The organism is Syntrophales bacterium (assembly GCA_023228425.1).
Classification (GTDB): domain Bacteria; phylum Desulfobacterota; class Syntrophia; order Syntrophales; family UBA2210; genus MLS-D.
In genome coordinates, this window is sequence record JALOBE010000015.1 from 17,469 (window position 1) to 35,335 (window position 17,867).

15 protein-coding genes and 1 tRNA gene are annotated in these 17,867 nt (G+C 55.7%); 7 read left to right on the plus strand and 9 right to left on the minus strand.

Translation table 11 applies throughout. The features are described from left to right. Positions 1–98: 98 nt before the first annotated feature. The gene (locus tag M0Q23_06955; GenBank protein MCK9528363.1) at positions 99–797 is read left to right on the plus strand and encodes a VTT domain-containing protein; all 699 of its coding nucleotides are present in this window, start codon (positions 99–101) and stop codon (positions 795–797) included. 62 nt (positions 798–859) lie between these two features. Here M0Q23_06955 and M0Q23_06960 read toward each other — a convergent pair. Then, positions 860–933 (minus strand) — tRNA-Gln (locus tag M0Q23_06960). Between the two features lie 835 nt (positions 934–1,768). Between M0Q23_06960 and M0Q23_06965 the strand changes: the two genes are divergently transcribed. After that, the gene (locus tag M0Q23_06965) at positions 1,769–3,379 is read left to right on the plus strand and encodes a PAS domain S-box protein (protein ID MCK9528364.1); all 1,611 of its coding nucleotides are present in this window, start codon (positions 1,769–1,771) and stop codon (positions 3,377–3,379) included. 488 nt (positions 3,380–3,867) lie between these two features. On the opposite strand, the gene M0Q23_06970 is transcribed toward M0Q23_06965, so the two are convergent. Both M0Q23_06970 and M0Q23_06975 read right to left on the minus strand, forming a co-directional pair. Beyond that, positions 3,868–4,683, minus strand: a complete 816-nt coding sequence (locus tag M0Q23_06970) for a kinase/pyrophosphorylase (protein MCK9528365.1) — start codon at positions 4,681–4,683, stop codon at positions 3,868–3,870. 2 nt (positions 4,684–4,685) lie between these two features. Continuing rightward, entirely contained in the window at positions 4,686–6,119 is a 1,434-nt protein-coding gene (locus M0Q23_06975) for a hypothetical protein (protein ID MCK9528366.1), read from the minus strand. A gap of 432 nt (positions 6,120–6,551) precedes the next feature. Here M0Q23_06975 and M0Q23_06980 point away from each other — a divergent pair, with 432 nt between their 5' ends. After that, positions 6,552–7,073 carry a DUF3795 domain-containing protein gene (locus M0Q23_06980; protein ID MCK9528367.1) on the plus strand — a complete coding sequence of 174 codons (522 nt, stop codon included), beginning with the start codon at positions 6,552–6,554 and terminating at the stop codon, positions 7,071–7,073. 15 nt (positions 7,074–7,088) lie between these two features. Beyond that, entirely contained in the window at positions 7,089–8,021 is a 933-nt protein-coding gene (locus M0Q23_06985) for a hydroxymethylglutaryl-CoA lyase (GenBank protein MCK9528368.1), read from the plus strand. Between the two features lie 78 nt (positions 8,022–8,099). Here M0Q23_06985 and M0Q23_06990 read toward each other — a convergent pair whose 3' ends face one another. Then, positions 8,100–8,756 carry a response regulator transcription factor gene (locus M0Q23_06990; protein MCK9528369.1) on the minus strand — a complete coding sequence of 219 codons (657 nt, stop codon included), beginning with the start codon at positions 8,754–8,756 and terminating at the stop codon, positions 8,100–8,102. A gap of 208 nt (positions 8,757–8,964) precedes the next feature. Between M0Q23_06990 and M0Q23_06995 the strand changes: the two genes are divergently transcribed. Together M0Q23_06995 and M0Q23_07000 are read left to right on the plus strand one after the other, a co-directional pair. Continuing rightward, positions 8,965–9,756 carry an NAD-dependent deacylase gene (locus M0Q23_06995; protein MCK9528370.1) on the plus strand — a complete coding sequence of 264 codons (792 nt, stop codon included), beginning with the start codon at positions 8,965–8,967 and terminating at the stop codon, positions 9,754–9,756. Beyond that, entirely contained in the window at positions 9,747–10,538 is a 792-nt protein-coding gene (locus M0Q23_07000; GenBank protein MCK9528371.1) for an NRDE family protein, read from the plus strand. Before M0Q23_06995 ends, M0Q23_07000 begins: the two co-directional genes overlap by 10 nt. A 169-nt stretch (positions 10,539–10,707) precedes the next feature. Here M0Q23_07000 and M0Q23_07005 read toward each other — a convergent pair whose 3' ends face one another. Both M0Q23_07005 and M0Q23_07010 read right to left on the minus strand, forming a co-directional pair. Continuing rightward, positions 10,708–11,139, minus strand: a complete 432-nt coding sequence (locus M0Q23_07005) for an ACT domain-containing protein (protein ID MCK9528372.1) — start codon at positions 11,137–11,139, stop codon at positions 10,708–10,710. 20 nt (positions 11,140–11,159) lie between these two features. After that, entirely contained in the window at positions 11,160–12,461 is a 1,302-nt protein-coding gene (locus M0Q23_07010; protein ID MCK9528373.1) for a phenylacetate--CoA ligase, read from the minus strand. Positions 12,462–12,731: 270 nt separating this feature from the next. Here M0Q23_07010 and M0Q23_07015 point away from each other — a divergent pair, with 270 nt between their 5' ends. Beyond that, positions 12,732–13,475: a histone deacetylase family protein gene (locus M0Q23_07015; protein MCK9528374.1), complete on the plus strand. Its 744-nt coding sequence runs from the start codon at positions 12,732–12,734 to the stop codon at positions 13,473–13,475. A gap of 473 nt (positions 13,476–13,948) precedes the next feature. Here M0Q23_07015 and mnmE read toward each other — a convergent pair whose 3' ends face one another. The 3 genes from mnmE to yidC all read right to left on the minus strand — a co-directional run bounded on the left by mnmE (position 13,949) and on the right by yidC (position 17,854). Then, positions 13,949–15,328, minus strand: a complete 1,380-nt coding sequence (gene mnmE, locus M0Q23_07020) for a tRNA uridine-5-carboxymethylaminomethyl(34) synthesis GTPase MnmE (protein MCK9528375.1) — start codon at positions 15,326–15,328, stop codon at positions 13,949–13,951. Between the two features lie 52 nt (positions 15,329–15,380). Beyond that, complete coding sequence (locus tag M0Q23_07025; GenBank protein MCK9528376.1) at positions 15,381–16,136, minus strand: protein jag; 756 nt, start codon at positions 16,134–16,136, stop codon at positions 15,381–15,383. A gap of 92 nt (positions 16,137–16,228) precedes the next feature. Continuing rightward, positions 16,229–17,854 (minus strand): membrane protein insertase YidC, encoded by a 1,626-nt coding sequence (gene yidC, locus M0Q23_07030; GenBank protein ID MCK9528377.1) that lies wholly within the window; start codon positions 17,852–17,854, stop codon positions 16,229–16,231. Positions 17,855–17,867: the final 13 nt, after the last annotated feature.

The following is a 17,867-nucleotide window of genomic DNA, read 5'->3' on the forward strand; positions in this document are numbered from 1 at the left end:
TTTTGTTCGTCACATCACAGGGTTTCTCCTCGCGGTCGAAATGGAACAATCAATTAAAGATCTTGACAAACCGGACCCGACGATGAAGAAATTTATCCATGGAACGATTAAAATTCAGATGGAACGATCCTCGGGTATTTCGTGTGATCGCGATTGCGGTGCTGGTGCTTGCCGCCGCCCTGTTCATGGTCGGGAAGCCGGTATCTGTAGAATCTCTGATTGAGTGGGGGAGCGCCATGAGTGCCCATCCTGCCGTCGCGGTGGGTCTCGTGGCTCTTCAGGCAGTGCTGCTTGCCCTGGCTCTGCCCGGTACGCTCATGCTCTGGGTGGTGGCCCCCCTGTATACACCCTTTCAGGCCGCCTTGATACTGACGGCAGGCAGTGTTCTCGGTGCTTCGGGGGCATACGGGATCTCCAGGCATATCAGAGGCGACAGGCTATTCCGGGGTTTCAGCGGCCGCGTCATAGGACTCCTCAGAAGGAGGAACGATCTTTTTATACAGCTCCTGCTCCGTATTGTTCCCGGTTTTCCGCATTCAGTCATAAATTACGGTGCCGGGATGCTCAAGCTCCCCTTGAGTACGTTTCTTGTCGCCACGACCCTGGGGCTGGCGGTCAAATGGTTCGTTTACGCCTCTGCCATGCATGCTATGCTCGAAATGGGTTCCGGTGAAGGAAAAATAGGAATAGATTCGTTGATCCCGCTTTTTATTCTAGCGATCCTTTTCGCTGTGGGATGGCTGGTTCATCAAAGGGTAAAGACCAGGCGGTCGCCGTACCCGGAACATGATGCATGATGAATGAACGGCGGGGTGGAGGGGATTGCCACTCGTAGGGAAATCCCCCCTCCACTATCAAATGGCTGGGGGAAGAGGATTCGAACCTCTATTCACGGAGTCAGAGTCCGTTGTCCTGCCGTTGAACGATCCCCCAATGATGTCGGATTCAGGATATCGTTGTTGTGTCAACGAGGCCCTTCTATAAAAGATTATGATCCCTTCTGTCAATACCTTTCGTAAAAAATCAGTCCGGAGCCCGGCGGGGACGCAAGACATGCCCTGATCCCGAAGGGCCGGAGACTACGAAATCAATCCCCTGAAGCCGGTGGCAGACCCGCGGGCGGTCCATCGCACTTCAATCAGGATCCTCAGGGCACGATGACCGTAAAAAGCGCGTTTTGTCGAAGTTAACATATTCAACAGGCTCGTAAAAGTCGGGAAACGTTCGATCCATGACGGCTTCGTAAAAAGATAGGCGGGCGCGGTGCGTGCACCCCCGAAGAATGACGCGTGTTGCGGGATAGGCGACGGTGACGAAGAACACGGGACGGGAAAACCTCCGGACTTTCATGAAGCCGTCATATTTTATGTTAACTTTTTTATTGACACCGGACGGGGCTTTCCTTACAGTCGTTGCCGGATGCCTCGTAAACAACGAAGAACCGAGACCTGGTTTGAAAAACTATCGATTGTGTCATTTCGATATCAAGGAAAGATTTCTCGTCGCTTCGCTTCTCGAAATGACGGACCTTAAGACGCTCCTCGAAATGACATTTTTAAAGGTCACTTCGAACGTTCCCCTGTCACTTCGAACGCATGTGAGAAGTCTGAAATATCCCTCGCTTTGCTCGGGACAGGGATTTCTCGTCGCTACGCTCCTCGAAATGACGGACCTTAAGGCGCTCCTCGAAATGACAAAATAAAGGTCTCAACCGGAAGCTCGAAATACAATCATACCGCCTGCCCGGATTTCTTAAACAGGTACTCCTATGATTGAGAAGAAGAATTCTGAAGGACCGGGGCCGTCTCCGGCGAGAACTTCACGGGACAAGGAACTCATATATCTGACCCCTCTGGCCGTTATCGAAATCGGCCGGGACGGTCGTATACTCGACGCGAACCGCCACGGCCGCAAACTGCTTGGCTTCAGCCGTAATGAAAATCGTGCTGGGGGAGAAAACATCTTCGACCGTATTGATGCCGCCGATCATGATCTGGTCAGGGCCCGCATTAAATCAATCCGCGCGGGAGAACCTGTGTTCCCCACCAAGATCAGGGTGTTACGCCGGGACGGCACAGTCGTTCCCGTTCTCATCGTCTATGCGAATCTGATAGCGGCCGGAGGAAAAGAAACGGGTATCAGGGCCGCTATGACCGGTTGTGCCGAAGAGATCGAGACTGACCATGTTCACTGGAGGATTCAGGAGAAGTACAGGAAGCTCGTGGACCTTCTGCCCCAGGGTGTCTTCGAAACGGATGCCGCGGGCCGTGTAATCTATGCCAACAGGAGCATGCTCAAAATGTTCCGGCTTACGGCGGAAGACATCCGCGGAGGGCTGAGCGTCGCCGACGCGATTCTGCCGAAGGAACGGCCCAGAATGAATAAGATCATGCAGAGACTCGAAAACGGAAAGAAGCCCTGTTCCGAAACCGTTGGCTGTCTCAGAAAAGACGGTTCCGTCTTTCCGGGCCTGTTCACCGGCCGCGGCATAGTGCGCAACGGCACCTTCCGGGGGATATGGGGTATCGTGGCGGACGGAACAGTCCGAAGAGAAACGGCCGGGAATGTCGGTGTACTGGATGAACCGTACCGATCGCTCTTTTTCTCCGCGGGAACGGCGATGATCATCATCGAGGACGACATGTCCATATCACTCGCGAATGAAGCGTTTTACCGGTTCAGCGGCTATCCGCCCGGTGAAAACCTGACACTCTCCTCCCTGGTTCCGGATGAAGACAGGGACTTTATGACGAAAACGCTTCGCGAGCGGGCCGGCGGCGAAAAGACCGTTCCCCTGAGATACGAATTCAGGCATGTGAGGCGGGATGGTGGAGTACGGGACGGCATTTTGAGTGCCGAGCTGATTCCGGGGACACGGCGGACCCTGGCCTCTGTCGTCGATATCACTGACCTGAAACAGACGCAGAAGAAGCTGCAAAGGGAATCAGAAAACCTGTTGGACGCAAAGGCGGCCCTGAACGTTCTCCTCAAGCGTCGTGAAGAGGACAGGTCGAACCTGGGAAGAACGGTCCGGACGAATCTGAAACACATCGTTCTTCCCCACCTGGACATGTTGAAGGCACACAGGCTCTCCGCTGAAGGGACTGACATCATTGCAGCCATAGAAGACAGCCTGGAAGCGATCTTGTCTCCTTTTCTTCAAGATATTACCGCTACCTACGCGCAGCTGACCCCGCGGGAGATCGAAATTCTGATCCTCGTAAAGGAAGGCCGTTCAACCAAAGAAATTTCCCGGATGCTCAACAGCTCGCAGCGTACAATCGATTATCACCGGAACAATATACGGAGGAAGCTGGGGATCAGCAACAGCAGGGTCAATCTGAGAACCCACATCATGACCCACCTCGATGCCTACTGATGGTGTGTCATCGGACAACCCCGGCGGCTTCGTACAATGGTACCGGAGGCATGCCTCAGGCACTACAGCCGGATGCTGCTTGATTGCGCTCTTTCCTTCGTCACTGCGGCGTACCGCACAGTACGCATCGAGACCTTTTATTGTGTCATTTCGAGAAGCATCGCGATTTTGTCATTTCGAGGAGCATAGCGATTTTGTCATTTCGAGGAGCGTAGCGACGAGAAATCCCTGTCCCGAGCAAAGCGAGAGATCATTGAGGCTTCTCACATGCGTTCGAAGTGACGGGGGAACGTTCGAAGTGACCTTTAAAAATGTCATTTCGAGGAGCGCGAGCGACGAGAAATCTTTCCTTGATATCGAAATGACACAATCGATAGTTTTTAAAGGTCTCGCCTCATTCCTCATGATGCGCGTGCCGTGCCTCAAGGAGCTTTTTACAAAGCCGTCCTCTATCAGACGTTTTTCGACATTGTAGGAGGACGCCGATCTTATATGCGCCGTTTGAGGTCTGTCAGTTGTATGACCGATGCGGCGATTTCCTCAACCGACATGTAGGTAATGTTCAGGTAGGGTATCCGTTCCCGGCGGAAGAGTTTTTCGGCAGACGTGAGTTCCGCGCGAATCTGCTGCATACTGGCATACTGGCTGTTGGCCCGGCGTTCCTGACGGATCTGGTAAAGCCGCTCCGCGCCGACTGTGAGACCGAAGAGTTTTGAATGCTCCGCTGCCAGCCTCGGCGGCAGGTCGTCCCGTTCGAAGTCATCGACTGTAAGCGGGTAGTTTGCCGCCTGGATGCCGAACTGCAGTGCCAGGTAAAGGCAGGTCGGGGTCTTGCCCGTTCGGGACACGCCGGTGATGATTATATCGGCCTGGGAGTAGTCGCTCATGGCTGACCCGTCGTCATTCTGCAGCGTATAATGGAGGGCGTCGATGCGTTCGGTGTAAATGTGGGGATTTCCCATACCGTGCGACCGGCCGACGACGGGTTTTGAGGGCACACCCAGGGCCTCTTCCATGGAACCGGTAAAGGTGGAAAAGAAGTCGAAGACTTCTCCGCGGCACTGGGCCAGGCGTTTCCGCAGAACCGGATTTGTCAGAGTGGTAAAAACGAGAGGCGGCAAACCATCTTTCTCGGCGGTCTTGTCGATGCGCTGAATCGCCCGGTCGATCTTCTCGTTTGTATTGACGAAGGGGAGGCAGACGGACTGAAAGATGATGCCTGGAAACTGCGTCAACAGCGTATGACCCAGCGTTTCAGCGGTAATGCCCGTGCCGTCCGAAATATAAAAGACGGAGCGCACCATGGTCAGGTTCCCGTCCGTACCGTGTAGCGCAGGATGGCTGTCTCACCCGGCGCGACGGGAAGGTCAAAGCGCACCCTGAATGCGTCAATTACGGTGAAGGGATGACTGCTGTCCAGTATGTCCCAGTCCCCCGCGAGGGTTTCCACCGAGGCAACAGTGATCGCTTCATCCTTGCGGTTTGTCACCGAGAGTTCCTGGCGGGATTCGACCACCCGGCTCGTGACCTGCCTGAACTCGAGCTGCTTCCGCTCAGCCGTTACATCAAAGGTTTTCCCCGCCCGGAGACGGATTTCGGCATCTTTCGGTGTGTGATGGATCCTGTCTTCGCCGATGAACCAGGTTCCGCCCTGTCCATCGGTCTGGTAGAGGCGGACCACGCCGGCCGGGAGGGGTATGCCCAGGTTGCTTGTTTCATCATTGAGCAGCGTCAGGTAGACTTCCACTGATTGCCGTTCCGTGATACCCGGCGGGGAGGATCGGGGAAACAGCCTCGGTGATGAAACCCGGTACTCCCTCTCGAACGGGACATCCCCGATATCGATGAAACCGACCTGTACGGCCTGGTTGTTCTCTATGGATGTGGTACGCTGCAGGTCATACCGGTAATACTCAAACAGGGGGGCTTCTTCAAACTGGTCGGGGACCGCCGCGCTTCGAGCCATGAGGGCCTTTTCGCCAAAGCCCTGGACGTCTGAATCATCGACGAGCCGCACTTCACCGGCCACCAGAGAAACCCGGGCGTTTGACCAGGCGGTGCCGCTCCGGTTGTCGATGGTAACCCAGGAGGACAGGTCTCCCCTGTTTGTGTCGGCGTCGATATTGAATGTGTAATCGGAACGCCACCGGATGCCGCCCGTGAGATAGACCGCAGTAATGTCATGGTCACCGCTCCGGGGATTGTCAAAAAGCCAGGTGATGGTCGGTTCCGTTGTCAGGTTCTCCGGAACCTCCGGTAGCACCATGATGCCCGGATGGCCGAGATAGATCTCTTCGCCGATACGGAAAATCAGGCCTTCCCGGTTGCTCAGCAGCGTTGCTTCCAGGACGTCCTTTCGATCATGGTGGCGGTTATAGTCTACAATCTTTATGGTCTTGCCCACGTATCGGTCCAGCAGGGTTTTTTCGCTCATGAGGTCGTAGGAGTAAACCTGTTCCAGGATGTGCGGGGAAGGACCATCAACCGGCGATGACAGGTGGAGCGTCACGGGCATGATCCTGTCCGCAACGTCGGTGAAACGAAGAGAACACCTGCCCGCCGGAAGCGCCACCCGACGGCTGTCCCGTATGAAGCCCCTGTCGTTGGAATAGACCGTCAGTTCTAACGACGTCCTGTCTTCAGACGTGGTGGTCAGCCGGGGGGGCGTGTCAGCCCGGCCTGTTCCTGTCGCCATGATGATGACGGCCATAACCGTAACCGCCGCGTGCCATGCTTTCACGATGTGTTCTCCTCGTCGGGGCTGTGGATTACGGGCATCATCCTACCCGACGAGCCGTGATTCATCAAGAGGAAAGGCGACCGGCCAGAGGTGGCACAGTGCGAGGTATGTCTTTTCCTTTGCCGGGGCGGTGAGGGGCTATGCCGTGGGTTTCGAAGAAACCTGCTTTCCCTAGGGCAGGCGCTTTTCTTCGGGCCGCATGAGGCCGGCATTCCTGTTCTTGAATATTCGGCTTGTCCGGTGGTATGCTGGGTGTGTCCCGTCGAATACGGAAACGACGTGTCCTTTGCATTGTGTCGCTTCGGAGGGCATCACGACGGGAAATCGTTCACTGCTATGGTCACCCGTGTGCGACTTCCCCCCGCGGCTGAAATAACGAAATCTATCGTTTTTCAATGGATTTACGAAAGAACATGAAAGGAGAATGTGTCGATGAAAGGATGGCGGGAGGATGAGATCGAAAACAGGTATCTTATGGCTCCCTGCGGCTTGTATTGTGGAGCCTGCGGGATATATATAGCGACGCGGGACGACAACGAAAAATTTCGCTCCGTCATGGCCGATCTCTACGGGACACGGCCTGAGGAAACGCGATGCCTCGGGTGCATGCAGCCCGACGGAGCGGGGATGATCTACGAGTACTGCCGCTCCTGCGCTATACGGGATTGCGTTCAAGCAAAGGGCTGGTATTCCTGTCACCAGTGCGATGAATGGCCCTGCGACCTGATAGAGAATTTTCCCTACGTCACGGGAATTCGGGTGATGAAACGTACCATTCCCATCTGGAGGGAGCAGGCGGCACAGCATGGCGATGAGAAAGGAAGCGTCGAATGGGCCCGGGGCGAGTGTGCCCGGTACCACTGTTCCTCCTGCGGATATCCGCTTTTCAGGGGGGCCCGGCGATGCAGAAACTGTTCCAGGCCCGTGGCGGATGAACTCGATGGTTCTCTGTGAAAAAGGAGAGAAGCAATGGATATGAACAGTACTCTTCCTCCGGCTGTCACGCTGCAGGAGGTCGCCTTGAGGGACGGTCTTCAGAATGAACAAACGATACTGACCGTCGAACAGAAGGTATGGCTCGTCAACGCCCTTGCGGACTGCGGCTTGGCCAGGATCGAGGTGTCATCCTTCGTGAATCCGAAGGTGGTTCCCCAGATGGCCGATGCTGAAGAGATATGGGAGCGGATGGACCGTGTCGAGGGAGTACTCTATTCCGCGCTGATTCTTGACGAAAACGGTCTCAACAGGGCTATTCGAAGCGCCGTTCCACATGTCGGGATCTGGGTGTCGGCAAGTGAGACCCACAGCAAGGAAAACAGCAACAAGACCATCGGCGAGTCTCTCAACCATGCCCTGGATTTGATCGAACGGGCAAAGGATGCCGGCATGTGCGTCAGGGCGGGTGTGATGTGTGCCTTCGGCTGCGCCTATGAAGGCGACGTGCCGGTGGATCGGGTGGCGGGTGTCGTCAGGAGCATGAAAGCGGCAGGCCCCGATGAAATAAGCCTTGCCGATACAGCGGGAATGGCAAACCCCCTGCAGATCGACTCCACCGTCAGGACCGTGAACGACGGCATCGACGGTTTGCCCCTGTCGCTTCACCTCCATAACACGAGAGGTCTCGGCATGGTCAATGTCTATGCCGCCATCCTTCGGGGAGTGACAATTTTTGATTCCTCCCTGGGCGGCATCGGGGGATGTCCCTTTATCAAGAACGCCTCCGGTAATATCGCAACGGAAGACATGACCCACATGCTCAAATCCATAGGTATCGAGACGGGAGTGGATCTGGAGAGGCTCGTGGCCGTCTCCCTTCGGTTCGAAGAGATGCTGGGGAAGAAACTGCCCGCCGCCATAACGAATCTCTACGGGACGACATCCTGGATGTCCCCTGTCAACTGATTCTTCGGAGCGGACTCCGCCCCCTGGGGTTCCGGTTCATTCTGTCCGGGGACAGGAAAGCGTGACACCGTGGGGAAACTATTTTTCAAGGGATGTAAGGCCTTCCCTGATAGCGTACTTCACCAGTTCAGATATACTGTGAATATTTAATTTTTCCATGATGTTGCGCCGGTGCGTCTCCACGGTTTTGACGCTTACGCCGAGATGGAAGGCTATTTCCTTTGTGGACATCCCTTCGGCGAGTACCTGGAGGACTTCCCGTTCCCGTTGGGTAAGGTTCGTGAATACGGAACCCTCGGATTGGGGAGCTTTCCCGATGTAGCGGCTGACGACGATTCCCGCGATTCTGGGACTTAAATAGATCTGGTCGGATGCCACCGACCGGATCGCCCGAACCAGTTCTTCGAAGGCGCAATCCTTCAGCAGGTATCCCGCGGCGCCTGCCTCAAGCATGCCTGAAACGAACCGCCGGTCCGAATACATGGACAGGGCGATTACCTTTGTCCGGCGGTTCAGGCGCACGATCTGACGAGTCGCGTCGATTCCGTTCATGTCCGGCATGGCGATGTCCATGATGACGATATCGGGGGATAGCTCTTCCGCCAGATGCGCGGCTGTCCGGCCGTCTTCGGCCTCGGCGATCACTTCCATCCCTGATTCACTGTCGATGAGAGTTCGTAATCCGTCCCTTACAATTTTATGGTCATCTGCAATCAGTATTCGAAGGTTTCCCATGGCTCCTCCATGCGAGTTGGGGATTATGAAGTTGCTGTCGCCGTCAATCCCGATTCCTGTTGCTCCGGGCTTGTGCCCGGAAACCCGTCGACGACAGACTCTACCCCGATATGACGTAAATAGCAAGGAACGCAAATACCCGTCGACTTGCCCTGGTGATTCATGCGTGATACATAAGGCACTGCATACAGGGAAGGGAGGGGAAAAAATGACAGGAAGTGAAGAGGAACTGGAATCCAGGATAGTCATGATAGCGGAGGAGATTCTCCGCTCTGAACGCATCGTGGCCTTCACCGGTGCCGGGATAAGTACCGAATCAGGCATTCCGGATTTCAGGAGCCCGGGCGGAATCTGGACCCGGTTCGATCCCGAAGATTTCACCATACAGCGATTTCTTTCCAGCGAGACGTCCCGTAAAAAGCAGTGGAAGGTTCTCCTGGAGGGCGGGCTCTTCGGAGTGGTTGAGCCCAACCCCGCCCACCTGGCTCTCGCCCGGCTTGAAGCCTTCGGTAAACTTGACTGCATCATTACCCAGAACATTGACAATCTCCACCAGCTGGCGGGTAATCGCCCCGATCGGGTTCTTGAGCTGCACGGTTCCCTCAGGCAGGTTCGTTGCCTGGACTGCGGCCGTCGTTTCGAGACGGAACGGATCCTTCAGCGGCTCAGGGCGGGCGTCGAAATCCCGGACTGTGAGGTCTGCTTTGGAATCCTCAAGCCCGACGCGGTTTTTTTTGGAGAATCCCTTCCCTGGGATACCATGACCGCGGCTATCGATCATTCAAGAAACTGCGATCTCTTCATCGTCATAGGATCGTCGCTGGTAGTGGCGCCGGCGTCCCACATGCCCGTCCATGCTCTCGATTCGGGGGCCAGGCTCATCATCATAAACGTCGGGGATACCTCCTGTGATTCACGGGCCCACATACGCATCAACGGGATGGCGGGTTCCGTCATGTCCCGAATTCTTGAAAGGGTTTCCCGGCGACTGTGTGTCTGATTATCTTCGCGTATCGCCTTCACAGTGAATACCCCCTCATCATCGCCGCCAATCGCGATGAATTCTACGATCGTCCCACGGCGGCGGCCTCGTTCTGGAAAGACGCGCCGGAGGTTCTCGGCGGCAGGGATCTCAGGGGAGGCGGAACCTGGATGGGGATAGAGCGTGGAGGACGTCTGGCGGCGCTGACAAACTACCGCGATCCCCGGTTCATGAAAGACGGGGCGCCTTCACGGGGGATGCTGGTCAGTTCCTTCCTGACGGGCGGGGATGAGCCGGTTTCTTTCCTGCGCCGCGTGAATGAAACAGCTGAAGACTACAGTGGATTCACCCTGCTCCTGGGGAGTCCCGAAAGCCTCTGGTGGTACTCCAACGCCGGCGGCGGCATAACCTCCGTCAAACCGGGAATCCACGGTCTGAGCAATCATCTCATGGACACACCCTGGCCCAAGGTTGAACGGGGGAAACAGCTCCTGAAGGAACTCCTCTCCGGAGAAGGCAGCCCGTCACCCGAGGGTATTCTGGACATTCTGGAGGATTCCCACCACCCGCCGGATCACCTGCTGCCCGATACGGGGGTGGGTATCGAATGGGAACGAATGCTCTCACCGCTCTTCATCACCAGTTCCTCCTATGGTACCTTTTCGTCCACGGTCCTGCTCGTGAACAAGAAGCGGGAGGTTCTCTTCGTGGAAAAGGACCAGCGTCCGGGGCCTTCACAGGGAACCGTCGCGCGGTTCGAGTTCCCTCTCGGTGGGGGAAGCAACGAAAGGCAGTCATAGTGGCTGAACGGGAATATCCCGGGGCCCCACGCCTGGGCGCGGGTGCTCTGGTCATGAAAGGAAAGACCGTTCTGCTGGTAAAGCGGGGAACTTCCGGAACTGCCGGTTTCTTCGGAGACGAAGAAGCTTCTCGAACGGTTCTCTTTCGGCTTCTCCTGAAAACGGCCTCTTACAGCCGATACACTTTCTCTCCCGGCAGGATGGTGAACCCCCTCTGCTGAAGAATCTCGATAGCCTCATCGGTTCGGTCAAACCGGAAAATGATGATGGCGTTCTCGCCGCTCCGTTCGACAAAGGCATAGGTGTATTCAACGTTGACGTCCTTTTCCGAAAGGGCCTTCATGATGCTGTGAAACCCGCCGGGGCGGTCGGGAACTTCAACGGCTACAACGGCGGTCCGGCGAACCGTGAGGCCCTCCTCCTGCAGCGCCTTTTCGGCGGCTTCCGTGTCGTTTACAATGAGCCTCACAATTCCGAAATCCGATGTATCCGCGAGAGAAAGAGCCCTGATGTTGATCCCGGCATCGCCGAGTACCCTGGTTACGCCTTCCAGACCGCCAGGTCTGTTTTCAAGAAAGATCGATATCTGATCGACCGTCATGTCCCGCCCTCCTTTCTAGCTCAGATGTTCCGTTTGTCGACGACGCGATCGGCCTTGCCCTCGAAACGTTGAAGACTTTTGGGTTCAACCAGTTTTATGGCCGCCGTCACTCCGAGGTAATCCTTGATATCTTTCGCGATGCGCCGTTCTATTTTCTGGAGGGAACGGACTTCGTCCGAAAATATGTGCTCGCCCACTTCAACCCGAATTTGCAGAGTATCCAGTGTTCCCTCGCGATCGACCGTCAATTCGTAATGGGGTTCAAGCCCCTCGATTCCCAGGAGGATGCTTTCTATCTGTGACGGGAAGACATTGATTCCCCTGATGATAAGCATATCGTCGCTTCGTCCCGATACGCGCGCCATCCTGGTAAGCGTCCGCCCGCACCGACAGGGTTCCTTCATGAGGCGGGAAAGGTCTCTCGTGCGGTACCGGATCAGAGGGAACGCCTCCTTGGTGAGGGACGTAAAGACCAGTTCGCCGATTTCCCCGTTTTTCACGAGTTCTCCCGTAGCGGGGTCGATGGCCTCGACGATGAAGTGATCTTCAAACACATGAAGTCCGTGCTTGCCTTCGATGCATTCCATGGAAACGCCCGGGCCGATTACTTCAGACAGACCGTAAATGTCCAGGGCGTTGATACCCAGACGTTCCTCGATTTCGTCGCGCATCTGCTCGCTCCAGGGCTCGGCTCCGAGAATGCCCACCCTGAGCCTCAGGGACTTCATGTCGAGGCCCATTTCCTGCCCTTGCCCGGCAAGAAAAAGGGCGTATGAAGGGGTGCAGCAGATGGCCGTGGGAGCGAAATCCTGGAGAATCATGAGCTGTTTTTTCGTGCTGCCCCCGGACATGGGGATAACACTGGCTCCCAGCAATTCGGCCCCGTAATGAGCCCCCAGGCCTCCCGTGAAGAGTCCGTACCCGTATGCGTTGTGAATAATGTCGTTCTTCGTGAGACCAGCGGCGACGAAGGAACGCGCCATGAGCGCTGACCAGGTATTGATATCCCGCTTCGTATAGCCCACGACGGTGGGCTTTCCCGTCGTGCCCGATGACGCGTGAAGCCGTATGACGTTACTCATGGGTACCGCGAAGAGCCCGAAGGGGTAGTTGTCTTTCAGGTCCTGCTTGGTGGTGAAAGGTAATCTTCTGATATCATCAAGGGTCCGGATGTCGTCGGGTGTGATGCCGGCCTCGTCGAAAGCGGTACGATAGAACCCGACGGTGTGATAAACTCGCTCCACCACCTGTCGAAGGCGCTTCAACTGAAGCGCGTCGAGGGCTTCCCGGGGCAGTGTTTCGAACTCTTCGTCGAAAATCATAAAGCGGTCTCCTTTTTCGATATATGCTCACCGAGAGATGCAGGCAGGATGCGGTATCACGCCTGTCGGCGGGATACTCCTGTTTCACCGTGAGCCATGGTTACAGCTATCAGACTACGGAGGAAAAAACAAGTTCAGAGGTGAAGCTGGGGAGGGGTTCCCGAGGGGTTTCTTCCCTCGCAAGGAGCCTTTTATTTTCATATTTCGGGATTTTATGATAGAAAAAACGCAGCAGAGAGAAACACAGCGACAGCATCAAGGAGGCTTCGTATGAAAGTGTACTACAGCGACGCATTTATCCCCAGCTACTGTAGCGATCCGGCCGCTTCACTGGGCCGCATGGAGTCGATAGTCAGGGCACTGCGCGGCAACGTCAGCTTTCTGGACGTCATTCCGGCCGACATCGAGGATATCGCCGCCTGTCACACGGACCGTCATATTGCACAGGTGCGCAGCCAGGGGCTTTACGACATCGCTTCCCTGGCGGCAGGCGGTGCCATCCAGGCGGCCTTTACGGGCCTTGAAGAACCGTCCTTCGCGCTGGTCAGACCTCCCGGTCACCATGCCTCCGCCGACAGTTCCTGGGGATTCTGCTATTTCAACAATATCGCCATCGCCATAAGCAAACTCCGGGAACAGAAAAAAATCGGGAAAGCCTTCATCCTGGATTTCGACCTTCATTTTGGTGACGGTACCATGAACATCCTCGGTAACAGCGGCTACGTCGATATCCTGAACCCCTCGGATGCCGATCCGGCACGATATCTCCTCGAGCTTGAGGAAGCCATGCCGGATGACGCCGACATGATTGCCGTGTCAGCGGGGTTTGACAACCACCGCGAAGACTGGGGAGGGCTGCTCTCGACTGACGATTACCGGGAGCTCGGCCGCATCGTGCGACGGGCGAGTGAGCGATCCGGCGGCGGATGCTTCGGAGTTCTTGAAGGAGGCTACAACCACGGCGTACTCGGTCAGAGCGTAATGGCCTTTCTGGAAGGCATGCGGGGAGACTGAAGGCGGGTCCACGATGGGAGGCACGGCTTCAGACGACCTGTTCCTGAAGCTCTCTCACCCTCCATTGCTTCCCCGGACCGTGCGGCAGGGCGCTCCACAGGACAGGTCGAGACCCTTTGATTTTGTCATCTCGACCGTCCCTTTCATCATTGAGACTGTCCTCTCGCCGTTTCGACCGTCTTCACCGTCATTTCGACCGTTTCCCCCGTCATTTCGACCATCTTCACCGTCATTCCGACCGTTTCCCCCGTCATTTCGACCGGAGGGAGAAATCTTTCACGGTGATGATGGAAAAGCGAGATTTCTCGTCGCTTCGCTCCTCGAAATGACGGGATATGGGTGCTCCTCGAAATAACGGAATATGGCCGCTCCTCAAAATGACGGGATGTGGGTGCTCCTCGAAATGACGGACCTTAGGCGCTCTTCCAAATGACGGGATGTGGCCGCTCCGGCTTCGTAAGGGGCAGTCGCCTCTACTTGCCGATGCAGAACCTGCTGAATATGATGTCCAGCACCTCATCGCCGGCACCTTCGCCAGTGATGAGCGACAGGGTCCGAAGCGACTCCCTTACGTCAAAGGCTATCAATTCGGGTGACCTGTTTTCCTGAAGACCCTGTTTTGACTGATGGACGAGGGAGAGGACTTTCTCGAGGGCCTCTTTGTGACGCAGGTTCGTGAGAACCACGTCGGTACCATCGATATCTGCCGCGGTTTCCGGCATGGTCAGGATCCTCTCTTTCAGGGCATCGATGCCCCGGTTCTCTTTGGCCGAGATGAAAATGAAATCATGCCCCGGAACAAGGGCCTCCATTTCTTCCCGGGTGTGGCGCTGGGGAAGATCACTCTTGTTGACGGCGATCAACAGACCGCCGCCGATGGTTTCTTCGATGATCCTCCGATCATCGTCAAGCAGGTCAGCGCTTCCATCAATGACGACGATAACGATATCGGCCTCCGCGGCCCGCCGCCGGGCCAGGGAAACGCCCTGCCGCTCCACGTCATGATCCGATTCACGGATTCCCGCCGTGTCGACGCACCGAACGGGCAGGTCACCAATCATGATATCCACTTCTATCAGGTCCCGGGTGGTCCCCGGCTCTGAAGTCACGATGGCCTTGGGTTTTCCGGCCAGGCAATTGAGCAGGCTCGATTTCCCCACGTTGGGCCTGCCCGCGATAACCACCGTCATACCCCGGCTATAGAGTTTCCCCCGGGCGTAGGTGGCCAGTAGCTTCTCCAGGGACCAAGCGGTCTTCTCCAGATGTTCCACGCAGTTTCCAGGGGAAGGGAGTTCTATGTCTTCTTCGGTAAAATCGATTGACGTTTCCAGCAGGACCAGCACGTCGAGGAGCGATGAACGGATGGAGGCGACAGCTTCCGACAGGACCCCTTTCATGGTGTAGAGAGCGTGTTTGAGCCCCCGGTCAGTCCTGGTGGTGATGAGTTCGGCAACCGCTTCAGCCTGGGCGAGATCGATGCGGTTATTCAGAAAAGCCCGTTTCGTGAATTCTCCCGGTTCCGCGATGCGGACCCCCAATTTCAGAACCGATTCGAGTACCGTTCCGAGAATCAGCGGATTTCCGTGGCAGCTTATTTCCAGTACGTCCTCGCCGGTGTAGGAGTGAGGTCCGCGCATGAGCACCACCATCACTTCGTCGATGACGGTCTGTGTATCGGGGTTGACGATGTCACCGTGATAGAGGCGGTGGCTCTCAAAGGACAGGATGTCTTTCCGGGGACGGAAGATGTTCCGGCCTATATCTTCGGCACCGTCACCACTCACCCGCAGGACACCGATGCCTCCGACACCCGCCGGTGTGGCGATTGCAGCTATCGTATCTTCCCGCGCCATTGTGGGTCATTTCCCGTCACGCTTCAGCGCCGCCGTAGTGGAGCCCGGATGATCAGTTTTTTTTACCGGGAACTATGACGATCTTTCTGAAATCGCCATCACCGCGGCTTCTGGTAGACAGTTCACGGTCGTCCTTGAGGGCAAGATGGACAATGCGTCTGTCATGCGCGTTCATGGGACTCACCGTAACCGGCTTCCTGGTCCGCTTTGCCTTCTCCCCCAGTTTAAGGGCCAGGGCAACCAGTGATGACTCGCGTTTTTCCCTGTAATTTTCGGTGTCCAGAATGATCCGTTTCCTGCCGCTTCCGTTTTTGTTCAATGCTTTGTTGATGAGATACTGCAGCGCATCGAGGGTCTGCCCGCTCTTCCCGATAAGGATGCCGCTTCCATCACCCTGAATGTTCAGAACAATACAATCATCCTCTTCTTCGACGGTGACGGGAAAATCAAAACCCATGCGGAGGAGGATGCCCTCGATCAGAATTCGTGCCTCTTCGACGGTGTCGCCTTCCGTTCTGTGGTCCGGGGCGGTGGTGGTCATTCCCGTTTCGGTCGGCGGGCTCTCCGCCGCCGGGAACGCTTCCGACAGAGAGCTTTCGAAGTCCATGTCCAAAGACAGCGCCCGGGCTCTGATACGGGCCTTTTTTGTTCCCACAAGACCGAGAAACCCCGTTGATCCCTCTGAAATAATCTCGATATTCAGTTTTTCTCTTGCAAGCTGCAACTCCCGGCAGGCTTTTTCAATGGCTTCATCAATCGTTTTTGCCTCGAATTCATGAGACCTGTTCATGGTTACTACCTCATTCATGTCGGAGAGTTTCACGTCCGGCACACTCACGGTTATGCTGATATCGCATCCCGAGGTCCGCGAAGAAATGCCGGAATTCCTCGCGGGATGTTTCAGGTGCGCTTGTTGATCCAGTATTGCTGTCCAATGCTCAAGATGTTGTTAAAAAGCCAGTAGATGACCAGCCCCGCCGGAAAGTTCAGGAAAAGAAAGGTAAACATGACGGGCATCCAGGTCATTATCTTTGCCTGCATTTCATTGCCGACCGGAGTGGGCGTCATTCTCTGCTGCAGGAACATGGAGGCTCCCATAATAATCGGTGTTACATAATAGGGGTCTTTCGCCGACAGATCCTGAATCCAGAAAAAGAACGGCGAATGGCGGAGTTCTATGGAAAAGAGAAGCGCCCGGTAGAGACCAAAAAACACCGGAATCTGTATCATTATGGGAAGACAGCCGCTCAGGGGGTTGATATTGTGAGCCCGGTACAGCGACATGGTTTCTTCCTGGAGTTTCTGCTTGTTGTCCTTGTATTTTTCCTTGATCTTCGCCATCTCGGGCTGCAGCCTCTGCATCTGTTTCATGGACTTGTAGCTGATTGTTCCCAGGGGCCAGAAACATATCTTTACAATGATGGTCAGTATAATGATGGCGACGCCGTAATTCTTCACACCGCTGTTGATGATCTTCAAACCCTTCAGAAGGGGAAGGGCGAGCCACTTGATCCACGAACCGTAGTTGATGGCCTGTTCCAGGAACACATTCTGATTTTTGAGAATGTCGTATTCTTTCGGCCCCAGGTAGCAGGTGTACTCAAACACGCCCGACTGTCCCGGCGGTATCAGGCTTCGGGGGCCCCGAAGCGACACGGAGGCCTCATTGTGTGCACCCTTGGCAATGGTCATCGTCGACAGCGACGGCTGGTCCGCAATTATGGCTGCAATAAAATACTTGCTCTGATAGCCGCCCCAGAGAACTTCGGGGCCATGAAACTGGGGTTCTCCCATGTTTTTCTGCTTAACCGTCAGCAGACTGTCGTTGATGTAAGCCACGGGGCCGATGTGGCTGAAGCGATCGGCCTTCGTTTCCGTGTCCATGTGTTCATGCCAGGTTATCTGGGCGTTCTGGGTCAGGGTGACCCCGGACAGGTTGTAGACCCGAATTTCAAGGTCGATGGTATAGCTGTCGCTGTGAAAGGTGTATTTCTTCTCAACCTTGATTTCTCCCGGATAGAACAGGGTGAAGACCAGACTCTCCCGCTGAGCGCCGCGGGTCAGGTCAATCCCTTCCCGGTCGGCGCTGAACCGTGCGTTGGCAGGGATATCGATGTTTGACTCGGGAAAGGTCACGGTCAGAGGATAGACCATGTCGGGGCGTACATTGACAAGTTCAATGAAATCGGAATCGTCATCGATGGTCTTCCGGTAGTTGTTCAGCGTGATCGAGGCAAGGCTTCCCCCCCGGCTCGACATCACTGCCCGGTACAGGGGTGTCGATACCGGTATTGTTTCCTCCTCGAAAACCTCCCGCGGTGCTTCAAAAGGCATGCTCCGCGCCGCCGGTTCGACGGGAGAAGCGACCTGCTGTTCCCGCCGTTCAACGGTTTGTGGAGGGGCGGTCTCCGTCACTGCGGTCGTCGTCTCCGAGGCCGGTTTCGCCGGCGGCCTCACGAAAAAAAACTGGTAGATCGCTAACAGAGCCAATGACAGAACGATGGCAAGAATGGCCTTCTTGTCCATTAAAAAACCTCCA